This window comes from Paenibacillus sp. QJM3NY_38 (assembly GCF_056173265.1).
Map to the genome: position 1 here is coordinate 2676945 of NZ_CM149665.1, position 21406 is coordinate 2698350.

Genomic DNA, 21406 nt, shown 5'->3' on the forward strand with positions numbered 1-21406 from the left:
GTAGTTATATGTTCAAACGTTTACTGTCATTATTCCTCAAGGCTCCACATCACCGCATGGCGCGGGCACAAGGTAAGGTCAACGCTCACCTGAAGACGTTTCAGAAGGCTCGGGACGGTATCGGGGTAGCCATTGGTGAGCTTACCACCGCCAAAAACGAAGCAGAAAGACGCGAGGAGAAGCTGAAGTCTCAGCTCAACGACATAGGTACACAGAAGTCTGACATCGACAAGGAGATCACAGCTAACCTCAAGATGGTTAGTAAGTTCGATGAGTTCCTGTCGAAGGAGGACTAGCATGATAATCATCTCGGTAGAGGGCATTGATGCAAGCGGCAAAGAGACTCAGGTCAATAAGCTGTTCCTTGCACTGAAAGAAAAAGGTCATGATGTGGCGGTCGCGGGCTTCCCGCGCTACCACACCCCTATCGGTCAGGTTCTCTTGGGTTACTTCCAGGGAGACATCTCGCTGACCGCTGAAGCTGTTCACATGCTTCTCGAAGCTGATCGCCAGGACTTCATGGAAGACATCCTTCTGTATGAGGAAACTGGGTGTGACTTCCTGATACTTGATCGCTTCACTCTGTCTAACCTAGCTTTTGGGGTAGCTCGTGGTGTAGACCTTGATTGGCTCCGTGGACTTGCTAAGAAGATTCGTCAACCCGATCTGACGTTCATCCTGGACATCTCGGCAGAGACTTCCTTCAAGCGCAAGCCTGACCGAGACATCCTTGAGATGGATGCAGATTTACAGAGTCGGGCGCGGGTCGTGTATCAGTCCTTGGCACGTAGACTGTCCGAAGAAGAAGACTGTCTTATCCAAGTCATTGATGCTAACACAGCTACTCCCGATGAGCTACATGAGGTACTTATGTCACACATCGAAACCCTGTACCTTGGTGTACAGTTCCCCGAGGTGGCGACAGAAGAATAAACCACAGGAGGTGAGAGTCTACCTTGGACGCTCGTAAAAGAATCGCAGTAGTCACTACGGTGGCAGTAGCAACAGTGGTGATGTACGGAGGTCTTGCGACCCCTAAGGGAACAGAGAATGAGCCTGTGGCAAGTCAAGTTACCTTCACTGAATCGGTTCATAAGCAACCTCTAGCCCTACCCACACTTGCTCCCCTTATCACTACCTTGGAGTTAGAAACTCCGAAGAAAGAGGAAGTGAAGACGGAACCGAAACCGCAGAAAGTGGAAACGGAACCGACCAAGGAAGTTAAGAAGGCAGAGGTCACGCCTAAGAAAGATAAGGTCGAGGTTAAGAAAGTATCGGTTGAGAAGAAGAAGGAGTCGGTCATTGTTCCCCCGACTCACGACCTGATCGCTGACGTTATGGAGCAATACATTGAGGATCACAATGAGAAGCCAGTCAGCAGGGCGAAACTGCTTCAGTACATTGGGTGGGCTGATAGCCTATCCAAGGGTACCGAAATCGACACAATGTGGCTCATGGCTATGATGTGGCAGGAGAGTAGGTTCAAGAACGCCGTTGAGTCATCCTCAGGAGCAGTAGGTCTCCTTCAAATGTTGCCTAGCACTGCTAAGACGTTCGGAGTTAGTCGTAGTCAGCTTAGCGACCCTAAGACCAACATCAAGACTTCCATCAAGTACCTGAGCTATCTGTTGGACAGGTACGATGGCAACCTCCGCACAGCCACCATTGCCTATAACCAAGGTGAGGGCAATGTGGACAGAGGTAAGGCACGTTCCTGGTATTACAACAGTGTCAAGGAACACCATGACAGAATGGCTCGGATGCTTGAGGAAGCCAGTAAACACCGTTAGGTTTTCATGCAACTGCACTAACCTACGGTTAAGAGCTTCATACCATTCATCATTCTGAGGAGGATTTACATCATGGCGAGTACTAACGAAGTCGTATACAAGAAAGACCTTGTGGTCGAACTGTCTGAGAAAGAAAACATCACAAAAGTGGAAGCGGAACGGCGTATCGACATTGTGTTCGATATGGTAACCGAAAAGCTTGAAGCAGGTAAGGATGTCAAGCTTGCGAACTTCTTCAACTTCTTCAACCGTAAGCGCGGAGAGAAGAAAGCGAAGAACCCGCAGACTGGTGAGGATATGATTATCCACGCTACCAAGACTGTGGTCGCTAAGATGACCAAGCCGCTTAAAGACCGCATCCAAGGCAAGAAGTAGACCTTCTAAGCCAGTGGCGGGGGTTTGTTGAAATCCAACGGACTCCCGCCATTTTTATACCCAAAATACATCCAGGAGGACGCAGATGGACAACTTACCTAAACACATCAAGGTTAATTTAGAGGTCAACAAAGACCATTACTCCATGGATTACATGGGCAATATTGCACGGTGCAAAGTAGACGAGGGCTTCCTGGGTGACTGCATGTTAGTCAACGAGAACCTGATTTGGCACTCGGTTCACAAGTACATTGGGAAGCCTGAAGTGATCGTCAAGAAACACTGCGTAGAAAAGGACGACATCCTCCAACTTGGCAGAATGGGGTTCCTGAAAGCAGTGAAGGCTTTCGACACGGAGCGGGGCGTTAAGTTCAGTTCCTTTGCGGTCACAGCCATCGTGAGGGAGATCAGATGCTTCCTTCGAGACAGTGCTAGTATCATCCGTCCTACACGCACGGCTAACGAATTGATTAACAGGATCAACAGACTAGAGCATGAGATGGGGTACCTTCCTGCTTCCTCCGATCTTGCCATGTTGCTTGACGAGGATGAGGAGAAGATCACCAAAGCACTTCAGGTGGGGAAGGGTGTTAAGTACCTGGACGAGCCTGTTGGTATGGACGTTGCTCAGTCACAAGTGGTAACTCTCATGGACATCATTGACAGTGGTGAGGGTATCGAGGACGGGGTGGTAGACAAGGTGTACGTTGATGCTGTGATCGAGTCAGTACAACGTAAGCTCAACGAGAAAGAGCTTAATGTCTTGAAGCGGAGACTGGAAGGATTCAATCAAACACAGACCGCCGACATTGAAGAAATCAGCCAAATGAGGGTGTCGAGGATTATGCGAAAGGTTGCTCGGATACTGGACACACACCAGGATAAGGTTGGGGTATAAGCTGACCTGTACAGGGGAAAAGATTAGGGGGAAGGGATTGATACTGATGAGCGAGGAAATTCAACAAGAGCAGAATGTGGTGGAGGATATTGTGGTCGATATGGGTCACAGTACGCTAATCGTAAGCGGGTCTCCTTCCCCCGAAGCCTGTGAGCGGTTTATCAAGATACTCTCAGAGATGAAAGCCGCTAAAAGAGCCAACCACATTTAAGCCCGATAAAACGCCTATTCTGCTGTTGTCAGATGGGCGTTTTTGTATTAAACTGAGGAAAGAAATTCCGTGAGGAGTTAGTAAAAGAGCCAAGGAAGGATGGTAGAACCTTGAGTCAATACGACAAACACGACATACGGCACGTAGCCATTTACCTGCGTAAATCGCGGGGAGATGAGGAGAAAGACCTCGATAGACACAGAGACGAATTAGTCGAGCTGTGCCTAAAGAATGATTGGCAGTACATTGAATACTCGGAGATTGGGACAGGGGATTCTATCCTCGCCCGACCTAAAATGCAACAGCTTCTCATAGACGTAGAAGCACAGTCTTATGATGCTGTAGTGGTAATTCACTATGACCGTCTCGGGCGGGGTGATAAGGTTGACCAGTCCAAAATAGAGAAAACTTTTGCTCTGTCAGACACCCTTATCATCACCCCTCAAAAGGTATTTAACCTTAACGACGAGTCCGATATGATGCTTGCAGACTTCCAAGGGATGATCGCCCGCCAGGAGTACAAGGCAACATCAAGACGTATGCGCGGCGGCAAGCGGCGGGGTGCTCTAGCAGGGAATTGGAGTAACGGAACACCACCGTTTCCTTATGTTTATAACCGCCTGACAAAGAAGGCTGAGCCTGACGAGAGCAACCTCCCAGTGTACCGATCCATGATCGAGGGAGTGCTCAACGGGTACACAACTACTGATATAGCATGGGACTTAAATAAGAAGGGAATCCCTTCTCCCCGCAATCAACTGTGGACTCCCGAGGTTGTGAGACGACTCGTTTGTGATGAGGTTCACCTCGGTAAAGTCATCGTAGGTAAGAAGACTAAGCACCCTACAATGGGGACGATCATCATGAAGCCTAAGCAAGAATGGGTGGTCGTAAATAATGCTCACAAGGCAGTCAAGACTCAACGAGAGCATGACAAAATCATGTTCATTATCAGCAGAGAGCGTGAAACACCTAACGCGGGGAAGGCAGGGAAACATCCTTTCTCAGGGATAATAAGGTGTGCCTTCTGTGGCAATACACTAGCGATTCAGAAACGTGCCAACCGCCCTCATGACCTATTAAAATCATGTAAGCATCGTGACCACTGGGGTAACCGATGTATCAATATGGGGATCAGTATGGAGGTTATAGAGGAAAGCGTTCTTCAAGCGATAATGCTCAAAGAGGTGGAGCTAGAGGAAGCCATCAAGAAGGGTGTGACCCTGGATGACATCCGTAACCTCTTAGCAATGTCTGAGAAGAAGCTTGAGGAAATTAAGGAGCAAGAGAAGGCGATTGATCGTATCTTTAATGCCTACGAGAAGGGTGTTTACTCCGACGAGGTATTCGCTGATCGTAAGGATAAAGCCGAAGCTGTTCTGCACCAACTGACCCAAGAGTATGAGTACATACAGAAGGAGTCAGACAATACACAGAACGCACGGAACGAGGATATGCTCGTTACGATCAGGGATGTAAGAGATGTAATCACAGAAAGCGATGACCCTAAAACGTGCAATAGAGCGTACAAGTCGATCATCCATAGCATCATCTGGTCTAGGGAAACAATCGACAGTAAGCCTACGGTAAAGGTAAATTTTCTGTAGGGGTTTAGCACGTCTAAACGGTCAAATTCTGACCTGTAGCTAGTTGGCTCTTTCACCGATTTCACACGGCAGCGTTATCTTGCCAATCAGTAAAGTGGCGTTTGGTTTCGCTGCCGGCGGTAGCGACTACAACGTTGAGGCGGGAGGCACACACTCATCCACCACCACTAACGGGACGCACAACGATCATAGTGCCCTTCCTTTTGGCGGCGGCAGCGGCGGTGGCGTGTCCATTCGGCCGATTGCTTTCCTGGTCGTGGGTAAAGAAGGCGTGCACATCGTGCCGCTGGACAATCAAACCCATCTGTTTGAACGGATTATTGATGCAACCCCGTATTTACTCGATCAAATCCAGTCGATGTTTCAATCAGGAAGCAATGCCGCGAACAGCACCACGCCTCCGCCTGCGTACTGATTGGAGCAAGCAAATCCCTTTCGTTCATAACGGAAGGGATTTTTGCTGTAAAGAGAAGTGGTTATATGAGCATTCAGTGAAGCTGAACTCATCCGATAATCACGAAATGGACATACCTTTAGCGCGGACGACATATACTTGTACAAGATTTCTGAACACCGGAGGATAAAATGATGAAAATGAAATGGACGAACTGCAAGTCTTTGTTATCCATGCTGATTGCCATAACTTGCTTGCTGGTCACGGCTGTTCCCGTGCATGCAGATCATGAGAATGGCCCCGCCAATCATGCGCAGGCAGCTGCACTGATTGATGTCACTTCCGGTAGAATGCTCTACAGCAAAAACGGGGACGAGCGTTTAAGAATCGCAAGCCTGACCAAGATCATGACAGCCATTGTGGCGATTGAACACGGCAAGCTGGACGATCGCGTTAAGGTCTCCAAGAATGCGTTTGCCAAAGAGGGCTCCTCTCTCTTCCTGAAGCTAGGTGAGGAGATGACACTTGAGAATCTGCTGTACGGCTTAATGCTGCGATCAGGCAACGACGCTGCGACGGCCATTGCCGAGCATGTCGGGGGGACGGAAGAAGGCTTTGTGCTGCTGATGAACGAGAAGGCGGCCGGACTCGGTTTGACCAACTCGCATTTTATGAATCCTCACGGTTTGGATCATGATGATCATTATTCTTCCGCTAATGACGTTGCCAAACTGACGGCTTATGCCCTCAAGAACCCTGTCTTTAGCGATATTGTCAAAACGCCGACCAAGAAAGCACCGAATCCAAATGAAGCGTGGGACTACAAATGGGATAACAAAAACAAGATGCTTCGTTTCTACGAGGGGGCGGACGGCGTCAAAACCGGTTACACCAAAAAAGCATTCCGCTGCCTGGTAAGCTCTGCCACCCGAAACGGTCAGCAGATTGCGGCGGTTACGCTGAATGACGGCAACGATTGGAATGATCATTCCAAGATGCTGGATTACGGATTTAACCATTTTCCACTGAAAAAGGTTACGGAGAAAGGGCAGAAGATCCAGGGCTATCCACTGGTCACGGGCAGTTCCTTTACGTATGCGTTCGCGCATGATGAGGAATCGCGCCTGGTGAAGAGGCTGGTCCTGCATAAAGCGAGCACACCCGACTTGTCTTTCGGGTTGCGGGGTCATATTGAACTGCTGCTCGATAATGTCAGCATCGGCAAAGTTCCGGTCTATGCCGAAGGAAGCAAGTTACCCGAAGTCCCTGAGGTTTTGCAGAAGTCCAGAAGCACATCCGGACCCATCGGTTCGTTGTCGCTGTGGCAGTCTGCAGGAGAAGTGCTAAGGCATCTGTTCAGGGCCAAATCATAACTAGCCTTCGCTAAAGAGATCGTATATTCTCACGCGAGCGAGGCAGCAAACGGGGGCGAAGAGATGATCAATTTGATTTGGATGGGGATGATACTGATCGGCTTTATCTTTGCGGCAGTTAACGGGAACATCGAAAGTGTTACAAAAGCCGCATTTGACGGAGCCCAGACGGGAGTAACCGTCTCCTTCGGTCTCATCAGCATACTGGTATTCTGGCTAGGCATGATGCGCCTGGCAGAGGACGCGGGCCTGCTGAAGAAGGTTGCCAAGCTGCTGGGCCCGGTTGTCCGCTTCCTGTTCCCGGATGTACCGAAGAATCATCCCGCTATGGGGTATATATTGTCCAACATGAGCGCCAATTTGTTCGGTCTGGGGAATGCGGCGACTCCGATGGGGATTAAGGCGATGCAGGAGCTTCAGAAGTTAAACCCGGATAAGGAAACAGCGTCTCCGGCGATGTGTACCCTGCTGGCATTAAATACGGCCAGCATTACGCTCATACCGACTACGCTAATCGCGATCAGGCTGAATTATGAGTCCGCTAATCCTTCGGAAATCGTTGGGACCACGCTTTTGGCCACAGCAATTGCGACGGCGGCCGCCATTATGGCTGACCGATGGTATCGAAGAAGGACGATACGCCGCCAGAAGCCGCCGGGAATCGGTACAAGCCTGAACCCGGATGTGAAGGGGTGATGAATCTTGCTGTCATGGATTAATCTCGTTTCCGCCTGGTCTATTCCCATTATTATCGCATTCATTCCGCTTTATGCTTATACCCGCAAAGTGCCCGTATATGAATCGTTTGTGGATGGAGCCAAGGACGGCTTCTCCACGGCGATTGGGATCATCCCGCACTTGGTGGGCATGATGGTCGCCATTAGCGTGTTCAGGTCTTCCGGCGCGCTGGAGTTTTTTGTGGGGTGGACGGGCCCTTTTCTGCAATCGCTAGGCGTGCCGAGCGAGATTTTGCCTTTGGGAATTCTCAGGCCGCTGACAGGTACAGGCTCTCTCGCGTACACAACGGAACTGATCCGGGCATACGGTCCGGATTCCATGATTGGCCGAATCGCTTCGACCATCCAGGGAAGCACGGATACGACTTTATACGTACTGACCGTCTACTTTGGCGCCGTCGGAATCCGCAATGGCCGGTATGCGCTGAAGGTGGGGCTGTTCTCTGATGTGATCGGTTTTATTGCGGCGATCGCAGTCTGCCTGCTGGTGTTCGGTTAATTGAGATCATTCGGACGGTCTGAGTAAGACGGAGCGTTTTTTCTATGTAACAGGACGTGTGCCCATACCCTCGATTCCCTCGCGTCATATACTGCTGCAATTACAAATTGTAGTAGGGGTGATGAAATGGAATTCGAGGGTTTTGTTATTCATCATACCGTGTGTGAGCGGGAACCGCGGAACTGGGATTTTAAAATTCATCCGGACGGCTCGGTTTCTTCTTCATCCGTGCTGGTTCACCCGGGCCAGATTCACATCTGTCTGGAGGGCGACTTTAATATCGGCTACGAGTCCATGTCGCTGGACCAGAAAACACAGCTGTTTACCGCCAGCAAAATCATTTTGGAGCTATCCAGACTCCATGATATTTCCCCGTTATACTTGTTTCCTCACTCCGACTCCTGCCCTGGGGCACATTTTCCATGGAACGCGCTTGTGATTTATCCTGTCGATGGTTATCATTAGGAATGAGGTGACCTAACGAACATGGAGAGATTACAGAAAATTATGGCACAGGCCGGAGTCGCTTCCCGCCGCAAGTGCGAGGAATTGATTCTTGAAGGCAAGGTGCAGGTAAACGGAGAGACCGTTACCGAACTCGGCACGAAGGCCGATCCAGCTCAGGATATCATTACGGTTTCAGGCAAACCGATTAAGAATGAGAAAAAGGTATACATTATGCTGAATAAGCCGAAGGGAGTTATTACAAGCGCTTCTGATCCCGAAGGGCGAAAAATTGTATCGGATTATCTCAAGGGCATTAAAGAGCGGGTATATCCGATTGGACGTTTGGACTACGATACGGAAGGACTCCTGCTGCTGACCAATGACGGCGAGTTTGCCAATCTGCTTAGCCACCCTAAATATCATGTGCCCAAAACATACTTGGCTACCGTGAAAGGGGTGCCCCATGGCACCGAGCTGGACAAGCTTCGCCAAGGGATCATGCTGGAGGACGGAATGACGTCTCCTGCCGAAGTGGAATATAAGGATGTGGACCCGGATAATAAACAATCCGTCATATCGATTACCATCCATGAAGGCCGCAACCGTCAAGTCAGAAGGATGTTCGAAGCGATCTCCCATCCGGTAACGCGATTGAAGCGGATATCTTATGGGGATCTGCTGCTGCAAAATTTAAAACGAGGTTTGTACCGCCATTTGACAGCGGATGAAATCAACCAGCTTTTGCAGATGGCGAAAGCCGCTAAGCCGGGCGGGAAACCGAAGCGAAAACGTTAAACCCGACACATAATATTCAAAATGGCGAGCGGCGTTTATGACAAATTTCGTTATAATTGTTCATAGGATGTTCACACCCGTAGTAAACGATATGATGAATGTCATAGAAAGGAAGCTGCTGCTTTATGGGCAAATCAAAGAAAAGCGTACAGATTGTAATTCTGCTTGCCATCATCCTGGTCGGAGTTTACGCCGTTGCAACCGTTGTATTCGGCTCTGATAAGGTTCCCAAAGTGGGTCAAAAGGCAGCGGACTTTGAACTTCTAGGCATGGATGGCAGCGTACATACCATGAGCGAATACGAAGGCAAGGCCAGGGTGATTAATTTCTGGGGCACCTACTGTCCGCCATGCGTGCGGGAAATGCCGGCTCTTCAAGCCCAGTGGGAGAAATGGAGCAGTCAAGGCGTTGAGATCATCGGAATTAATGTGGGCGAGAACAAAATGACCGTTGAGAATTTTGTGGCTCAAACCGGCGTGAAGTTCCCCATACTGATGGATCCTAAACGGGATGCTGTTGCCAGCTTCGGGGTTGGACCGATGCCGACCACCTTTTTTGTTACGGCCTCTGGCAAAATTGATCATATCCGTATAGGCGAACTGGATTTGAACACCCTTGACAAACAAATTGAACAGTTGGTGAATGCGAAATGAGTCAAGGTTCCAAGCCTTTGATCCAGAATACGAAGTGTGATTGCGGACACCAGAATCCAACGGGGACGGTCCTCTGCGAGGCATGCGGCAAGCCGCTGACCGAGGAAGCAGAGGCCCAGCCGATTCTGGAAATGCGGTATGACGGCGTTGCTCGTCGATCACAGAAAGAAAATCCCGGTATTATCGATCGGGTATGGAATTTCTTTTCTTCGGTAAAAGTAGCAATATATCTGATATTGCTTACCCTGATTGGTTCCTCGTTAGGGACCATCTTTCCGCAGGAAAGCACATTCCTTAATATTGACCCCTCTGTCTATTACAAAGAGGAGTACGGGCAGCTGGGGCATATTTATTACTTGCTCGGGCTGTCCCATACATACACGTCATGGTGGTTCGTGCTGCTGCTTGTCATGATCGGCGCATCGCTTGTCATTTGCAGTCTGGACCGGGTCCTTCCACTGTACAAAGCGCTCAGCAGACAGCGGATTCCGAAGCATATGTCCTTCCTTACCCGCCAAAAGGTGGTATACCAAGGACAAGTCGAAGAGGACGGTCCCGACTGGGTTGAACGGGTGAAACCGATCATTAAGAAAAAGGGCTACCGCGTGCGAACGGATGGTGGAACCCTGCTGGCGGAGAAGCAGCGGTTCAGCCGCTGGGGCCCCTATGTTCTTCATATCGGCCTGATTATTTTCCTGCTTGCCGTTCTTGGACGGAATCTTCCTGGACTGCATATGGACGAGCACATGGCCTTCCCTCAAGATGAGCCTGTGCGCATCAAGAATACCAGTTATTATTTATTGAACGATGGCTTTAAGGTGGAGTTCTATACCGAGGACGATATGCCTGAGGAATTTAAAGGCAAGAATAAAGTACTGCCGAAGGAGTTCCAAACGCAGGCGATTCTGTATATGTGCGAGGCCAATTGTGACGATCTCGGTAAAGAGCCCGAGCTCGTGGAAGTGACGCGTCATAACATCGAGGTGAATCATCCACTCAATTACAAAGGGTTAAAAGCGTATCAATTCGATTATGATCTGACCCCGATTCTCCGTTCGGTTTCGCCGGTGCTGGTTGACAGTAAGAGCGGGAAGGAATACGGCAAAATCACATTGTCGATCGACGATCCTCAAAGAGAGTATCAGGCGGGAGAATATACGTTAACGCTTACACAATCCTTTACCGATTTTGGACTTGGCGATAACGGCAAACCGGTAAATCTGTCACCTAACCCGAATGCGCCTGCATTCTTATTTCTGATTAAGGGACCTGAACTGCCGAAGGAAGGCATTCAATATTTCTACTTCCCGAAGCAGATCGATAAGGAACGCTTTAACCAGGAAGCGATCAATGCACAGCTGGCGGGTGGGGAAGCGCTCGTACAACTGGATGTTCTCAGCATGGACGATGTGGACTTTTCGGAATCTACGACTTATCTGAATATTCGTGTGGATAAAGCCATGCCGTTCATTTGGATTGGTTGTTTTATCGGTATGGTCGGTCTGGTCATGGGCTTTTATTTCACCCATCGCCGGATCTGGCTGCGTATTGATAACGGAACGCTGACACTTGGCGCACATACGAACAAGAACTGGTTTGGGCTTCGCAAGGAGGTCTCCGCGATCCTCAAGCAAATGAATATCGAAGTCGATGAAAAGTCATTGGAGAATAACAGGGGGACTAAGGATGAATCTAATTGATTTTAGCGGCGACGCATTTATCGTGGCCTTTACCTTATACTGTGTGGCATTTATCATGTATGCACTTGCTGTCATGGGACGACGGTTCCGCAAGCGGGACCCGGAAGCCCATTTGGCTAAATGGGGAAAGATTGCATTTGTTACGGCATCGATCGGTTTGATCGGACATCTGCTGTACTTCTTTACGAGATGGGCGGGCTCCGGTCATGTGCCTGTCAGCAACATGTATGAGTTTATGACCTTCTTGTCGATGGCAATCATGATTGCCTTCCTCGTACTTTATTTTATCTACAAAAAGTCGCTGCTCGGATTGTTTGCACTGCCACTGGCAATCCTGATCATGGCCTACGCCGCCGTGTTCCCGCAGCAGGTGCAGCCGCTGATTCCTTCGCTCCAGTCCTATTGGTTGGGTATTCACGTTACGTTGGCGGCGCTGGGCGATGCGTTTTTTGCGGTCGGTTTTATTGCCGGCCTGATGCACCTGCTCCGTACCGTTAACTTTAGCGGAACGGACAAGGGCTCACGCAAGGAACAGCGCTGGCTTGAGCTCGTCATGTTTGCCATCGTGATTCTAATCGGATTTATATTGTCGGTATACAGCTTCCGTGCAGGTGGATATCAAGCTGAATTTAACCAGACTTTGGTTGACCCGAAGACAGAAAATAGTACAATAGTAAAAGTGGAATATAACATGCCACCGCTTGTAGCACCATATAAGAGCGAGACGGAGAGCATGCAGTCCTTCTTGGGCATGAAATCTCCGCTCATGGAAGCCCCGTCCTGGATGCACGGCGTGAATGCGGGACGTAAGCTGAATACGGTGGTATGGTCGCTGATCACGGGGGTGATCCTGTACGGATTGCTCCGCCTGATTCTGCGCAAGCCGCTGGCAAAATTCATTCAGCCTGCACTGAATAGATTGGATCCGGACGATCTGGATGAAATCAGTTATCGCGCCATTGCGATAGGATTCCCGGTATTTACGCTGGGTGGTCTCATATTCGCCATGATCTGGGCAGAAATTGCATGGGGCCGGTTCTGGGGCTGGGATCCGAAGGAAGTGTGGGCGCTTATTACATGGTTGTTCTACAGCGTGTACCTTCATTTACGGCTGTCGCGCGGTTGGCAGGGGAAACACTCGTCCTGGCTGTCCGTTATCGGCTTTATCGTGGTCATGTTTACGCTGGTCGGCGTCAACTTGATTATCGCGGGTCTGCATTCCTATGCGGGAACCGATTAATTGTCAATAGAATAGCAGTGAATGATCAATCAGAAGGGCCCTTTCTTAATCAAGAGGGCCACTTCTGATTTTCCCTATAAAAAAGAAGGAGTTGGCCGCCAATGTCAGAGCACGGAAATCGTATTCTTGTTGTTGATGATGAAGAACGGATTCGCCGCTTGTTAAAAATGTATTTGGAGAAGGAAGGGTATGAAATCGAAGAGGCGGAAGATGGAGAAACTGCACTTCGCAAAGCAAGCTCGGAAGATTACGGGCTCGTTATTCTGGATGTCATGCTGCCCGGCATGGACGGCGTCGAAGTGTGCACCCGTCTCCGCCAGGTGAAGTCTACGCCTATTCTCATGCTGACTGCCAAGGGTGAGGAGATAAACCGCGTACAGGGATTCGAAGTGGGAGCCGACGATTATGTTGTGAAGCCGTTCAGTCCGCGCGAGGTGATCTACCGCGTGAAGGCGATTTTGCGCCGCTCATCCGCTACGGCCTATTTGAGCAAGGAACCAAACCCAAGCAACAGCATTGTTTTCCCGCATTTGATCATTGAACATGATGCTCACCGCGTGACGGCCGGCGGGCATGAAATCAGTTTGACGCCAAAGGAATATGAGCTTCTGCACTACCTGGCCTCGTCCCCGGACAAAGTATTCTCCCGGGAAGAACTGCTTAAGGACGTATGGAATTATGAATTTTTCGGCGATCTTCGCACAGTCGATACGCACGTGAAGAGGCTGCGGGAGAAGTTAAATAAGGTATCCGCGGAATCCGCAGCGATGATTACGACCGTATGGGGAGTAGGTTACAAGCTGGAGGTCCCGAAGTAACGTGAGTTTCTGGAGATCACTCGTCGGCAAGCTGTGGATTACGATAACCTGTTTAGTCGCGTGCGTGCTGCTGACACTCGGATTATTTTTGCTCCCCTATATTGATACCACGTTTGCGAATTCGGATGCCATCAAACGTTTATTTACTTATGTAGCCATAATCGGTTTTTCGATGACCACTTTTTTCGGGTTGTTCCTGTTAACGAAGATTACCCAGCCCATGCAGCAGCTCATTGAGGCCGCCAATGACATCCGTAAAGGGAAATATGGCACTCGGCTAAATCTTGTGACCAGTGACGAGATTGGCGAGTTGGCCAATACGTTCAACCATATGGCAGCAGAACTGGAAACGAATATCCGCAACTTGAACCATGAGAAGGAGCATCTGTCCAGTGTGCTGAGAAGCATGAGCGACGCCGTGATTACTTTTGATAACCACGGTCAGGTCATTCTGGTGAACCCGCCAGGGCAGGAAATCATGAAAACCTGGAAAGGGCTGGAGTGGGATGATGAGCTGCAGGGCGGAGGCTGGGCGGCCGATGTCATGCCGAAACCGCTCAGTGAGCTCTATTATGCCACCGTGAACGAAGGGAAGGACCAAAGCGCTGACCTGCATGTGAAGCAGGGAATTTGGTCAGCACATATGGCTCCCTTATATTCGGATGAAGTGATCCGCGGCGCCGTTGTTGTATTAAGAGATATTACCGAGCAGGTCACGCTGGAGAAGATGCGTACGGATTTCATTGCCAACGTGTCGCACGAAATCCGGACGCCGCTGTCCATGATGCAGGGCTACAGTGAAGCGCTGCTTGACGGGATGGCGGCTTCACCGGAGGAGAGCAGGGAGCTGATACAGGTGATTCATGAGGAATCCCTGCGGATGGGCCGGCTGGTGAAGGATCTGCTTGATTTAACTCGTATGGAAGCAGGGCATGCAGAGTTGTCCCTGCGGGAGATGGACGCAGGTGAACTGTGTGAAAGGGTATACCGGAAGTTCACTGTTCGTGCCAAGGAACGCGATATTGATCTTCAGCTCAACAAACTTCATTCGAATCTTCTGCTCGAAGCGGCGGATGAAGATAAGCTTGAGCAGGTGCTGACCAATCTGCTGGACAATGCTTTTCGTCATACGCCTTCAGGCAAGCAGATCCGAATCATTGCCGATCGGATTACCGTATCGAATACAGAGGCGCTTCAGGTGAAGATTAGCGACCAAGGCGTCGGTATTCCGTCTGAAGATCTGCCTTTTGTTTTTGAACGATTCTACAAGGCCGACAAAGCGCGTGTACGGGGGGAGACGGTGGGAACCGGCATAGGACTCGCCATCGTGAAAAATATCGTGACAGCGCATCATGGCACGATTAACGCAACAAGTGAAGTAGGCGAAGGAACGGTGTTTACGATGATCATTCCAACAAAATCGGCAGAATCCTAGGGAATATCTCCGCAAAAGACAAAACACGCTCGCAAGGAGCGTGTTTTTTTGTTGAAATAAAGGGGTTAATCTTGTTCTACGTGGAACAATGATTAACCCCTTATTGTCTTATACCTGGCCTGAATTTAGCCCAGCGCGATTTGCTGCGCGGTGTTCAGTTCCGACAGCCCGGCAAGCTTGACCAGAACGTCTTTAGGAACGTCTTTATCCACCGTCAGAAGCATGATGGCTTCACCGCCGATGACTTTACGTCCAACCTGCATGGAGGCGATATTGACATCGTTCTCGCCGAGCAGGGTTCCGACACGACCGATAATGCCCGGTTTGTCGTTATGGGAGATCAGAATCAGATGTCCTTCCGGAGAGATATCGACCGGGAATTTATCCAGACGGACAATCCGTTCGCCGTAACCAAGCAGGAGTGTGCCTGCGACAATTCGCTCCAAACCGTTTTGCGTTTTGAGCGTAACGGTAACGAGGTTGGTGAAGTCTTTGGTTTTTGGTGTCTGGGAGACAACGACGTGAAGATCACGGCTTTTTGCCAAATGCATGGAGTTTACGATATTCACTTCGCTTCCGAGATGGCGTTCCAGCACACCCTTCACGATGTATCGGGTCAGGGCCTGCGTATCGACTTCAGCCAGCTCGCCTGCATAGTCAACGTGAATCTCCTTCACCGCGTGTGCGGTGATCTGAGCCGCTACACTGCCCAATTTCTCGCCGAGCGAGAAGTAAGGCTGCAGCTTGTTCATTACGCTGGCCGCTACAAGCGGGAAGTTGACCGCATTCTTAAACGGCTCGTTGCGCAGGATATGAAGCACTTGTTCCGACACGTCAATCGCAACGTTCTCCTGAGCCTCAACGGTAGATGCACCCAAATGCGGGGTCACGATCACCTTTGGATGGTTCAGGAATGGATGATCGCTTTCAGGCGGCTCATGTTCGAATACGTCAAATGCGGCTCCGGCAACAATGCCTTCATCGATCGCTTCGACAAGGGCGCGTTCGTCAATGATGCCGCCGCGGGCGCAGTTCACGATCCGCATGCCGCGTTTCATCACTTCGAATTGCGGTCTTGCGATCATATGGCGGGTTTCCGGCGTAAGCGGAGTATGGACCGTAATGAAGTCGGCGCTGCGGATAATGTTATCCACCGAGGAGAGTGTCACGCCCAGTTTGTCCGCACGCTCTTCCGTCAGGAACGGATCGAAGGCAAGAATGTTCATGCCGAAAGCCTTGGCGCGTTTAGCCACCTCGCTGCCGATTCGGCCCATTCCCATGACACCCAGCGTTTTGTTACGAAGCTCAACGCCAAGGAAGGATTTTCGGTCCCAGGAACCGCCCACCGTTTTGGCATAGGCCTGAGGGATGTGACGGGCGAGGGCAATCATCATGGCAAACGTATGCTCCGCTGTTGTAATCGTGTTACCGTCTGGCGCATTGATAACAACGATCCCGCGCTTCGTAGCAGCCTCAAGATCAATGTTGTCAACGCCAACGCCAGCACGGCCGACAACCTTGAGATTGGTTCCTGCATTCATAATGCGTTCTGTCACACGTGTCTGACTCCGTACGAGGAGTCCGTCGTATTCACCGATAATGGCAGTGAGCTCATCCTCGTTGAGCCCGGTTTTTTTGTCTACCTGCACATCGGCGGCATCCATTAACTGCTGGATCCCCAAATCACTGATCGGATCCGATACCAATACTTTAAACATGGTTTCTCTTCCTCCTTAAAATCCTCTATAAAATGCGGTACTGCAATATTGAATAAGGATTACGCGGGGCGTATTCCGTTATACACCAAAGATTCCAATAAAGCTGCAAGAGGTCTATACAGGTTTGACGCGGTGTCGTGGCAAAGAGACAGGAACATAAAAAAACTCCCAATCCGCATACTACCTCCGTAGTAAGGGACGAGAGTTATTCGTGGTGCCACCCTTATTCGCTGCCATGTTGCGGCAGCCTCAAGCGGTCTGTTCAGACCATGATTGGTAACGGATATCATCCGATTTGCGCCTACTCAAGTTTCAGCGAAATATCTCAGGAACGCTCAAGAATACTTTTACGCCACCGATTTGCACCAACCATCGGCTCTCTGAGGACGTTACAGCATCTCTTTTCCATCATCGGTTTTCACAGATTAATTTTTTCATAATGTATCATGGCTCTAACATTGTGTCAATAGGTGTTTATTCCGTTCATAGGCCTTAAAGTAGGGGATGAATCAAGGGATAGCCTTGAATGTCATGCCGTTAATTTGCTATGATGCATATGCCCGCCTATGATGGAATGATTCTGATATTACTATGGTTGTATACGATGATAATCTTAAAAATCAAGATGAAAGACAGGCCCATCTTCTATGAAAAAATTTAAAATACGCGTAAAAAGAATCGAAGCCCACCAATTAAACGATCGGCTGCTGCTTATTAATCTGTATCTTACCCAAGCATTGACACTTATTGCAGGGTTGATCTGGATCCTGTTTCAGCAGAGGAATCCGTTTGGGCTCTTTGTCATTCCGAAGGATATCGAGTTCGTTTATTGGGGGCTCGGACTTGCTGCCGCCATGCTGGTAGTGGATTTTGTATTATCCCGGTTTGTGTCAGAGGATAGTATGGACGATGGCGGAATCAATGAAATGCTGTTCCGAAAAAGGCCGGTTTGGCATATTTTTGTTATAGCTTTGGTTGTATCCATCTGCGAGGAGTTATTGTTTCGAGGAGCCATCCAGCATGCGTTCGGACCGTACTGGACGAGTATCTTGTTCGCGCTTATTCATGTCAGATATTTAAAACATTGGCTTCCAACCGGGTGGGTTTTCCTAAGCAGTTACGGTCTGGGCTACGTCTATATTCAAACGGGTACCATTTGGGCACCAATCCTGTGCCATTTTCTGATTGATTTCATATCAGGAATGTTGATTCGGTTTCGGAGGAAAGAGGAACATGAACGAACTTAGCAGAATGCAGCGACATCAGAGCCGAAATAAAAGCCGCAAAAACAAGTCAACGGCTCAATCAGAAAAAAGAACGGCAGCGAAGTCGGGACAAGCGGATGAAACGAGGAGTCGATCTAAATCGCCACCCCGAGCAAGCTCCGTGGAGCAAAAGCCCCAGAGCAGCACGACAGCGGACGGCTTGAGCCGTTCGAGATCGACCCGGTCACGTCAGCGTCAAACAGAGGAAGAAGTGTCTGCTCCTAAACGCACGAATACATATTCCTCGTACCGCGTAAGAATGAGCAAATGGTTTGTGAACTCATTGATCGTCATTTTCATATTGTTAATGGTAGGTCTTCTGTGGTGGGGACTTATCGGAGCACCTCCATTAAAGGAATTGTTAAAGGAGTTATTATGAGTGTGTTGATGTGGATAGCAGGTGCTGCGGCACTCGGTGCAGGCGCTATCGGCTGGATGAGGGCTGAGGCCAGGGGCTATCGGGTGCGTGAGGAAGAAGTCGTATCCGAACGTATCCCTCACTCGTTTGACGGGTTTCGGATATTGTTCATCACCGATATACATCGCAGACAATTGTCAGAAGAGAAGCTATTATCCAATCTTTCATCGGTGGATTGCGTACTGCTTGGCGGAGATATCACGGAAAGAGGAGTGCCCCTACAGCGGTTGAGGCATAACTTGTCGGTGCTGGTCCGTATCGCACCCGTTTATGCCGTCTTGGGGAATCATGATCTGAATGCAGGCAAGGACGCTGTCCGTAAAGCGTTGCGCGAGAGCGGCGTTATGCTGCTGAATGACAAGACCGTTACGTTAAAACAGAGTAACGAGCTAATTGTTCTTAGCGGCGTAAGGCAGCCGGCCAGCCGGAAACACCCATACACAAGATTTCGGGGGAATGCAGCTGAAGACCAGTATCACGTCATTCTGGTGCATGATCCGATATGGATCAAGGGCAAGGATGTGGTGCATGGGGATCTGGTGCTGGCAGGACATACCCATGGGGGACAGATCGTGCTGCCGTTGGCCGGAGCCGTTCGTCTGACGCGCTTTTACAAGAAGTTTAAATCCGGATGGTATGCACTGCCGAGAAAGGCGGGCGAAACCGAACATTCTTCCAGGATGCTGATCAGCCGGGGATTCGGTACTTCCCATATCCCGCTGCGCTTGCAATGTCCCGCAGAATACCATGTGATTACATTACGCAAAAAACCTTAATTCGATCGTCAGATGGTGACGGCAGAATTAAGGTTTTTGTGTTTTCCCGGATTATCTTATTTTCGGTTCGATTTGCCGCGGATCCACAAAGCCATATCCTTTGGCTTCAAGCTTGGTCAGCAAGGTATCGAGGGCCTCTACGGTCCACGGAAGCTCGTGCATCAGAATGTTGCTGCCAGGGTGAAGCTGCTCGAGCACATTGCTGACGACGGTATCGGGCTTGTTTTTGCTTTCGCTTTCCCAATCCAGCGAACCGTTGGACCAGGTCATGAACAGCAGGTCATGACTAAGGGCAACTTCCTTAACAATATCTCCGCCAGAGCCGAACGGAGGACGGAAAAACTTCGGTTCCGATCCGGTCGCTTCCTTGACGATTTGCTGGACATCGCCGATCTGTTTCTTTACCGTCTGTTTATTTTCTTTTTTCAGGTCGATATGGTCCCAGGAATGATTTCCAATGATTTGACCGCGGTCATGGATCAGCTTCAGCAGTTCAGGATGTTCTTTTGCGCGGTATCCATTCACGAAGAAAATCGCTTTGGCGTCATGTTTGTCGAGCGTATCGATCATTTGGCTGATCATTTTTTCTTCCTTGGGACCGTCGTCAAATGTGAGCAGCACCACTTTTTCGGATACGGCATCATCATTGGGGACGATGCGATACACCTTATTCATGTGATACTTCGGTTTAGTCGGCGCCTCGGCATCGGGACTCTTGACGGCTTCATCCGATGGGTCCGCGGGAGTATCTACTTCAGGCTCGGCTTCAGGCTTGTCCGTTTCGGTTGACTTGTCGGTACCTTCTTTGGGAGCGGACGCCTGTCCAGAGGTTTCATTTTGTTGCGTTGCTCTGTCATTACCGACTTCCGTGGCCGTGCTTTGCTTCTGATCAACTCCGTTGTTGCCGCAAGCGCTGAGCATAAGGCAGCAAGCCAGCAGAAGTACTGTTCGTGTTCTAACCATGATTCCATCTCACTTTCCTGTATTTATGTAGCATGAGTTCCTGGCGGCGCGAGAACAATAATCTCGAGTTTATCATAGAAGGAGGTATCATTTGTGAAGACTTCGTCATTTCTATATGGTGTCATTATCGGCGCCGTTGCATGCCGGATGATTACCCGTAATAACAGCAGGTTCTTCTCCTCAATGATGAAAGATGCGAATCTTGGCCGATTCGCGGATACCGCGATGAGTAAAATTCAGGGCACGAAGAGCCAGCAGTATTCCGGCTCGAGCCAAGAAAGCGTGTCTCCCAGTTCAGGCCGACATGATTCCACTCATTCCAATGGAACTGCTGGGGTACAGACATCGACTCATTCGAAGGCTGCCAACCTGAAACAAGTCAAGGATTTTATCCGAAACAACCCTGATGTCAAGAACGAAGTCGAACAGATTTTGAAAGAAACCCACACCGTCATACCGGGTTTGTAAACGGCATGAACCATTTTGAATCATTCTCGGGGACCGGCCACACGAATCCCTGCGAATGATTCTTTTTTCTTGAGTTACATATTTACGTGCATTTGTGGGTATTAAATGATAAAATCAATTATATAAAACCATTTTTATCACGTCATAATCCAGACATCATAATTTGTTATAAACTTTTGTTTACGTAAGGAGGATCCTGTCATGAAAATAGAGCGTTTGAGTCAAGATAAGATACGGATTTTCCTCACGTTTGACGATCTGAGTGAGCGTGGGATCCAGAAGGAAGAGATGTGGCAGGAAATACCGAAAGTTTATGACCTGTTTACGGAGATGATGGATCAGGCATACAGTGAGCTCGGATTTGATGCCACCGGACCTCTTGCCGTTGAGGTGTTTGCACTGCCTGCCCAGGGCATGGTGGTTATTGTGACGAGAGGGAAATACGATCATCATTTCGGCGGCTTGTCCGAAGAAGATATGCCGGACGAGATTTATGAAATGGAAGTAACGCTGGATCAAAGTGATACTATCGTCTATGTTTTTCAGGATTTTGAAGTGCTCATTGAAGCATCGCATATGTTGAAGGACCTTGTAGGCGGAGCGGGTAAGCTCTATCACTATATGGATAAATGGTTTTTGTACTTCGATCCTGAGGAATTGGATAGCGAGAAGCTGCCCGCGGTTATTGCGATGCTGGCTGAATTCGGTGAATCCTCTTCAGTAACGGAAGCTATGCTGGAGGAATACGGTAAGAAAGTAATGCCTCAGCAAGCGGTTGAGGTTATCTGTACACACTTCCAGCGTCAGCATTAATTAAGGTGGGCGT

The 21406-nt window shown here is 49.5% G+C and carries 24 protein-coding genes, 1 pseudogene and 1 other annotated feature; of the genes and pseudogenes, 23 read left to right on the forward strand and 2 right to left on the reverse strand.

The window, feature by feature from the left end; genetic code table 11:
* The first annotated feature begins 8 nt into the window (after positions 1-8).
* The 18 genes and pseudogenes from AC0VZ8_RS12050 to AC0VZ8_RS12135 all read left to right on the forward strand — a co-directional run bounded on the left by AC0VZ8_RS12050 (position 9) and on the right by AC0VZ8_RS12135 (position 14972).
* The gene (locus AC0VZ8_RS12050) at positions 9-296 is read left to right on the forward strand and encodes a hypothetical protein (protein ID WP_475487003.1); all 288 of its coding nucleotides are present in this window, start codon (positions 9-11) and stop codon (positions 294-296) included.
* Position 297: 1 nt separating this feature from the next.
* Positions 298-933 carry a dTMP kinase gene (locus tag AC0VZ8_RS12055; RefSeq protein WP_475487004.1) on the forward strand — a complete coding sequence of 212 codons (636 nt, stop codon included), beginning with the start codon at positions 298-300 and terminating at the stop codon, positions 931-933.
* A gap of 236 nt (positions 934-1169) precedes the next feature.
* Positions 1170-1790, forward strand: a complete 621-nt coding sequence (locus AC0VZ8_RS12060; RefSeq protein WP_475487005.1) for a lytic transglycosylase domain-containing protein — start codon at positions 1170-1172, stop codon at positions 1788-1790.
* Positions 1791-1862: 72 nt separating this feature from the next.
* Positions 1863-2165: an HU family DNA-binding protein gene (locus tag AC0VZ8_RS12065; RefSeq protein WP_475487006.1), complete on the forward strand. Its 303-nt coding sequence runs from the start codon at positions 1863-1865 to the stop codon at positions 2163-2165.
* Positions 2166-2250: 85 nt separating this feature from the next.
* Positions 2251-3063 (forward strand): sigma-70 family RNA polymerase sigma factor, encoded by an 813-nt coding sequence (locus tag AC0VZ8_RS12070; RefSeq protein ID WP_475487007.1) that lies wholly within the window; start codon positions 2251-2253, stop codon positions 3061-3063.
* Positions 3064-3100: 37 nt separating this feature from the next.
* Positions 3101-3274 carry a hypothetical protein gene (locus AC0VZ8_RS12075; protein ID WP_475487008.1) on the forward strand — a complete coding sequence of 58 codons (174 nt, stop codon included), beginning with the start codon at positions 3101-3103 and terminating at the stop codon, positions 3272-3274.
* 110 nt (positions 3275-3384) lie between these two features.
* Entirely contained in the window at positions 3385-4881 is a 1497-nt protein-coding gene (locus AC0VZ8_RS12080) for a recombinase family protein (protein ID WP_475487009.1), read from the forward strand.
* Positions 4882-4948: 67 nt separating this feature from the next.
* Positions 4949-5296 (forward strand): annotated as a pseudogene (locus AC0VZ8_RS12085) (spore germination protein GerW family protein); the annotation flags it as partial.
* A 170-nt stretch (positions 5297-5466) separates the two neighbouring features.
* A complete protein-coding gene (locus AC0VZ8_RS12090; protein ID WP_475487010.1) occupies positions 5467-6648 on the forward strand; it encodes a D-alanyl-D-alanine carboxypeptidase family protein in 1182 nt (393 codons plus the stop codon).
* A 63-nt stretch (positions 6649-6711) separates the two neighbouring features.
* On the forward strand, positions 6712-7344 hold the full coding sequence (locus AC0VZ8_RS12095) for a nucleoside recognition domain-containing protein (protein ID WP_194541911.1): 633 nt from the start codon (positions 6712-6714) through the stop codon (positions 7342-7344).
* Positions 7345-7350: 6 nt separating this feature from the next.
* Positions 7351-7884 carry a spore maturation protein gene (locus AC0VZ8_RS12100; RefSeq protein WP_071223904.1) on the forward strand — a complete coding sequence of 178 codons (534 nt, stop codon included), beginning with the start codon at positions 7351-7353 and terminating at the stop codon, positions 7882-7884.
* A 126-nt stretch (positions 7885-8010) separates the two neighbouring features.
* On the forward strand, positions 8011-8349 hold the full coding sequence (locus tag AC0VZ8_RS12105) for an N-acetylmuramoyl-L-alanine amidase (protein WP_071223905.1): 339 nt from the start codon (positions 8011-8013) through the stop codon (positions 8347-8349).
* Between the two features lie 21 nt (positions 8350-8370).
* Positions 8371-9126 (forward strand): pseudouridine synthase, encoded by a 756-nt coding sequence (locus AC0VZ8_RS12110; RefSeq protein ID WP_071223906.1) that lies wholly within the window; start codon positions 8371-8373, stop codon positions 9124-9126.
* Positions 9127-9251: 125 nt separating this feature from the next.
* Positions 9252-9779, forward strand: a complete 528-nt coding sequence (locus AC0VZ8_RS12115) for a redoxin domain-containing protein (RefSeq protein WP_071223907.1) — start codon at positions 9252-9254, stop codon at positions 9777-9779.
* The gene (gene resB, locus AC0VZ8_RS12120) at positions 9776-11479 is read left to right on the forward strand and encodes a cytochrome c biogenesis protein ResB (protein WP_260063985.1); all 1704 of its coding nucleotides are present in this window, start codon (positions 9776-9778) and stop codon (positions 11477-11479) included. The genes AC0VZ8_RS12115 and resB overlap by 4 nt, the downstream gene beginning before the upstream one ends.
* Complete coding sequence (ccsB, locus tag AC0VZ8_RS12125; RefSeq protein WP_475487011.1) at positions 11466-12719, forward strand: c-type cytochrome biogenesis protein CcsB; 1254 nt, start codon at positions 11466-11468, stop codon at positions 12717-12719. The genes resB and ccsB overlap by 14 nt, the downstream gene beginning before the upstream one ends.
* Positions 12720-12820: 101 nt before the next feature.
* Complete coding sequence (locus tag AC0VZ8_RS12130; protein ID WP_009595176.1) at positions 12821-13537, forward strand: response regulator transcription factor; 717 nt, start codon at positions 12821-12823, stop codon at positions 13535-13537.
* Position 13538: 1 nt separating this feature from the next.
* Positions 13539-14972, forward strand: a complete 1434-nt coding sequence (locus AC0VZ8_RS12135; protein ID WP_260063984.1) for a cell wall metabolism sensor histidine kinase WalK — start codon at positions 13539-13541, stop codon at positions 14970-14972.
* A 125-nt stretch (positions 14973-15097) separates the two neighbouring features.
* Here the strand turns inward: AC0VZ8_RS12135 and serA are convergent, their stop codons facing one another.
* Complete coding sequence (gene serA / locus AC0VZ8_RS12140) at positions 15098-16690, reverse strand: phosphoglycerate dehydrogenase (RefSeq protein ID WP_071223911.1); 1593 nt, start codon at positions 16688-16690, stop codon at positions 15098-15100.
* 191 nt (positions 16691-16881) lie between these two features.
* Positions 16882-17111, reverse strand: a binding site (T-box leader).
* A 226-nt stretch (positions 17112-17337) separates the two neighbouring features.
* On the opposite strand from serA, the gene AC0VZ8_RS12145 reads away from it, so the two are divergent.
* Genes AC0VZ8_RS12145 through AC0VZ8_RS12155 form a run of 3 tightly spaced genes read left to right on the forward strand, consistent with a single transcriptional unit; the run spans position 17338 to position 19149 of the window.
* Entirely contained in the window at positions 17338-17937 is a 600-nt protein-coding gene (locus AC0VZ8_RS12145; protein ID WP_071223912.1) for a CPBP family intramembrane glutamic endopeptidase, read from the forward strand.
* Complete coding sequence (locus tag AC0VZ8_RS12150) at positions 17924-18334, forward strand: hypothetical protein (RefSeq protein ID WP_475487012.1); 411 nt, start codon at positions 17924-17926, stop codon at positions 18332-18334. The genes AC0VZ8_RS12145 and AC0VZ8_RS12150 overlap by 14 nt, the downstream gene beginning before the upstream one ends.
* A complete protein-coding gene (locus AC0VZ8_RS12155) occupies positions 18331-19149 on the forward strand; it encodes a metallophosphoesterase (RefSeq protein ID WP_475487013.1) in 819 nt (272 codons plus the stop codon). The genes AC0VZ8_RS12150 and AC0VZ8_RS12155 overlap by 4 nt, the downstream gene beginning before the upstream one ends.
* A gap of 51 nt (positions 19150-19200) precedes the next feature.
* Here the strand turns inward: AC0VZ8_RS12155 and AC0VZ8_RS12160 are convergent, their stop codons facing one another.
* On the reverse strand, positions 19201-20112 hold the full coding sequence (locus tag AC0VZ8_RS12160; RefSeq protein ID WP_071223915.1) for a polysaccharide deacetylase family protein: 912 nt from the start codon (positions 20110-20112) through the stop codon (positions 19201-19203).
* A gap of 93 nt (positions 20113-20205) precedes the next feature.
* Here AC0VZ8_RS12160 and AC0VZ8_RS12165 point away from each other — a divergent pair, with 93 nt between their 5' ends.
* Both AC0VZ8_RS12165 and AC0VZ8_RS12170 read left to right on the forward strand, forming a co-directional pair.
* Positions 20206-20580, forward strand: coding sequence for a hypothetical protein (locus AC0VZ8_RS12165; RefSeq protein ID WP_071223916.1), 375 nt, complete (start codon positions 20206-20208; stop codon positions 20578-20580).
* Between the two features lie 201 nt (positions 20581-20781).
* Positions 20782-21393: a genetic competence negative regulator gene (locus AC0VZ8_RS12170; protein WP_071223917.1), complete on the forward strand. Its 612-nt coding sequence runs from the start codon at positions 20782-20784 to the stop codon at positions 21391-21393.
* Positions 21394-21406: the final 13 nt, after the last annotated feature.

Excerpts from the sequence above, each read along its gene's own strand:
- AC0VZ8_RS12050 (WP_475487003.1), top strand. The coding sequence starts at position 9 with ATGTTCAAACGTTTACTGTCATTATTCCTCAAGGCTCCACATCACCGC.
- AC0VZ8_RS12055 (WP_475487004.1), top strand. The coding sequence starts at position 298 with ATGATAATCATCTCGGTAGAGGGCATTGATGCAAGCGGCAAAGAGACT.
- AC0VZ8_RS12065 (WP_475487006.1), top strand. The coding sequence starts at position 1,863 with ATGGCGAGTACTAACGAAGTCGTATACAAGAAAGACCTTGTGGTCGAA.
- AC0VZ8_RS12070 (WP_475487007.1), top strand. The coding sequence starts at position 2,251 with ATGGACAACTTACCTAAACACATCAAGGTTAATTTAGAGGTCAACAAA.
- AC0VZ8_RS12090 (WP_475487010.1), top strand. The coding sequence starts at position 5,467 with ATGATGAAAATGAAATGGACGAACTGCAAGTCTTTGTTATCCATGCTG.
- AC0VZ8_RS12095 (WP_194541911.1), top strand. The coding sequence starts at position 6,712 with ATGATCAATTTGATTTGGATGGGGATGATACTGATCGGCTTTATCTTT.
- AC0VZ8_RS12105 (WP_071223905.1), top strand. The coding sequence starts at position 8,011 with ATGGAATTCGAGGGTTTTGTTATTCATCATACCGTGTGTGAGCGGGAA.
- AC0VZ8_RS12110 (WP_071223906.1), top strand. The coding sequence starts at position 8,371 with ATGGAGAGATTACAGAAAATTATGGCACAGGCCGGAGTCGCTTCCCGC.
- AC0VZ8_RS12115 (WP_071223907.1), top strand. The coding sequence starts at position 9,252 with ATGGGCAAATCAAAGAAAAGCGTACAGATTGTAATTCTGCTTGCCATC.
- resB (WP_260063985.1), top strand. The coding sequence starts at position 9,776 with ATGAGTCAAGGTTCCAAGCCTTTGATCCAGAATACGAAGTGTGATTGC.
- ccsB (WP_475487011.1), top strand. The coding sequence starts at position 11,466 with ATGAATCTAATTGATTTTAGCGGCGACGCATTTATCGTGGCCTTTACC.
- AC0VZ8_RS12130 (WP_009595176.1), top strand. The coding sequence starts at position 12,821 with ATGTCAGAGCACGGAAATCGTATTCTTGTTGTTGATGATGAAGAACGG.
- serA (WP_071223911.1), bottom strand. The coding sequence starts at position 16,690 with ATGTTTAAAGTATTGGTATCGGATCCGATCAGTGATTTGGGGATCCAG.
- AC0VZ8_RS12145 (WP_071223912.1), top strand. The coding sequence starts at position 17,338 with ATGAAAAAATTTAAAATACGCGTAAAAAGAATCGAAGCCCACCAATTA.
- AC0VZ8_RS12150 (WP_475487012.1), top strand. The coding sequence starts at position 17,924 with ATGAACGAACTTAGCAGAATGCAGCGACATCAGAGCCGAAATAAAAGC.
- AC0VZ8_RS12155 (WP_475487013.1), top strand. The coding sequence starts at position 18,331 with ATGAGTGTGTTGATGTGGATAGCAGGTGCTGCGGCACTCGGTGCAGGC.
- AC0VZ8_RS12160 (WP_071223915.1), bottom strand. The coding sequence starts at position 20,112 with ATGGTTAGAACACGAACAGTACTTCTGCTGGCTTGCTGCCTTATGCTC.
- AC0VZ8_RS12170 (WP_071223917.1), top strand. The coding sequence starts at position 20,782 with ATGAAAATAGAGCGTTTGAGTCAAGATAAGATACGGATTTTCCTCACG.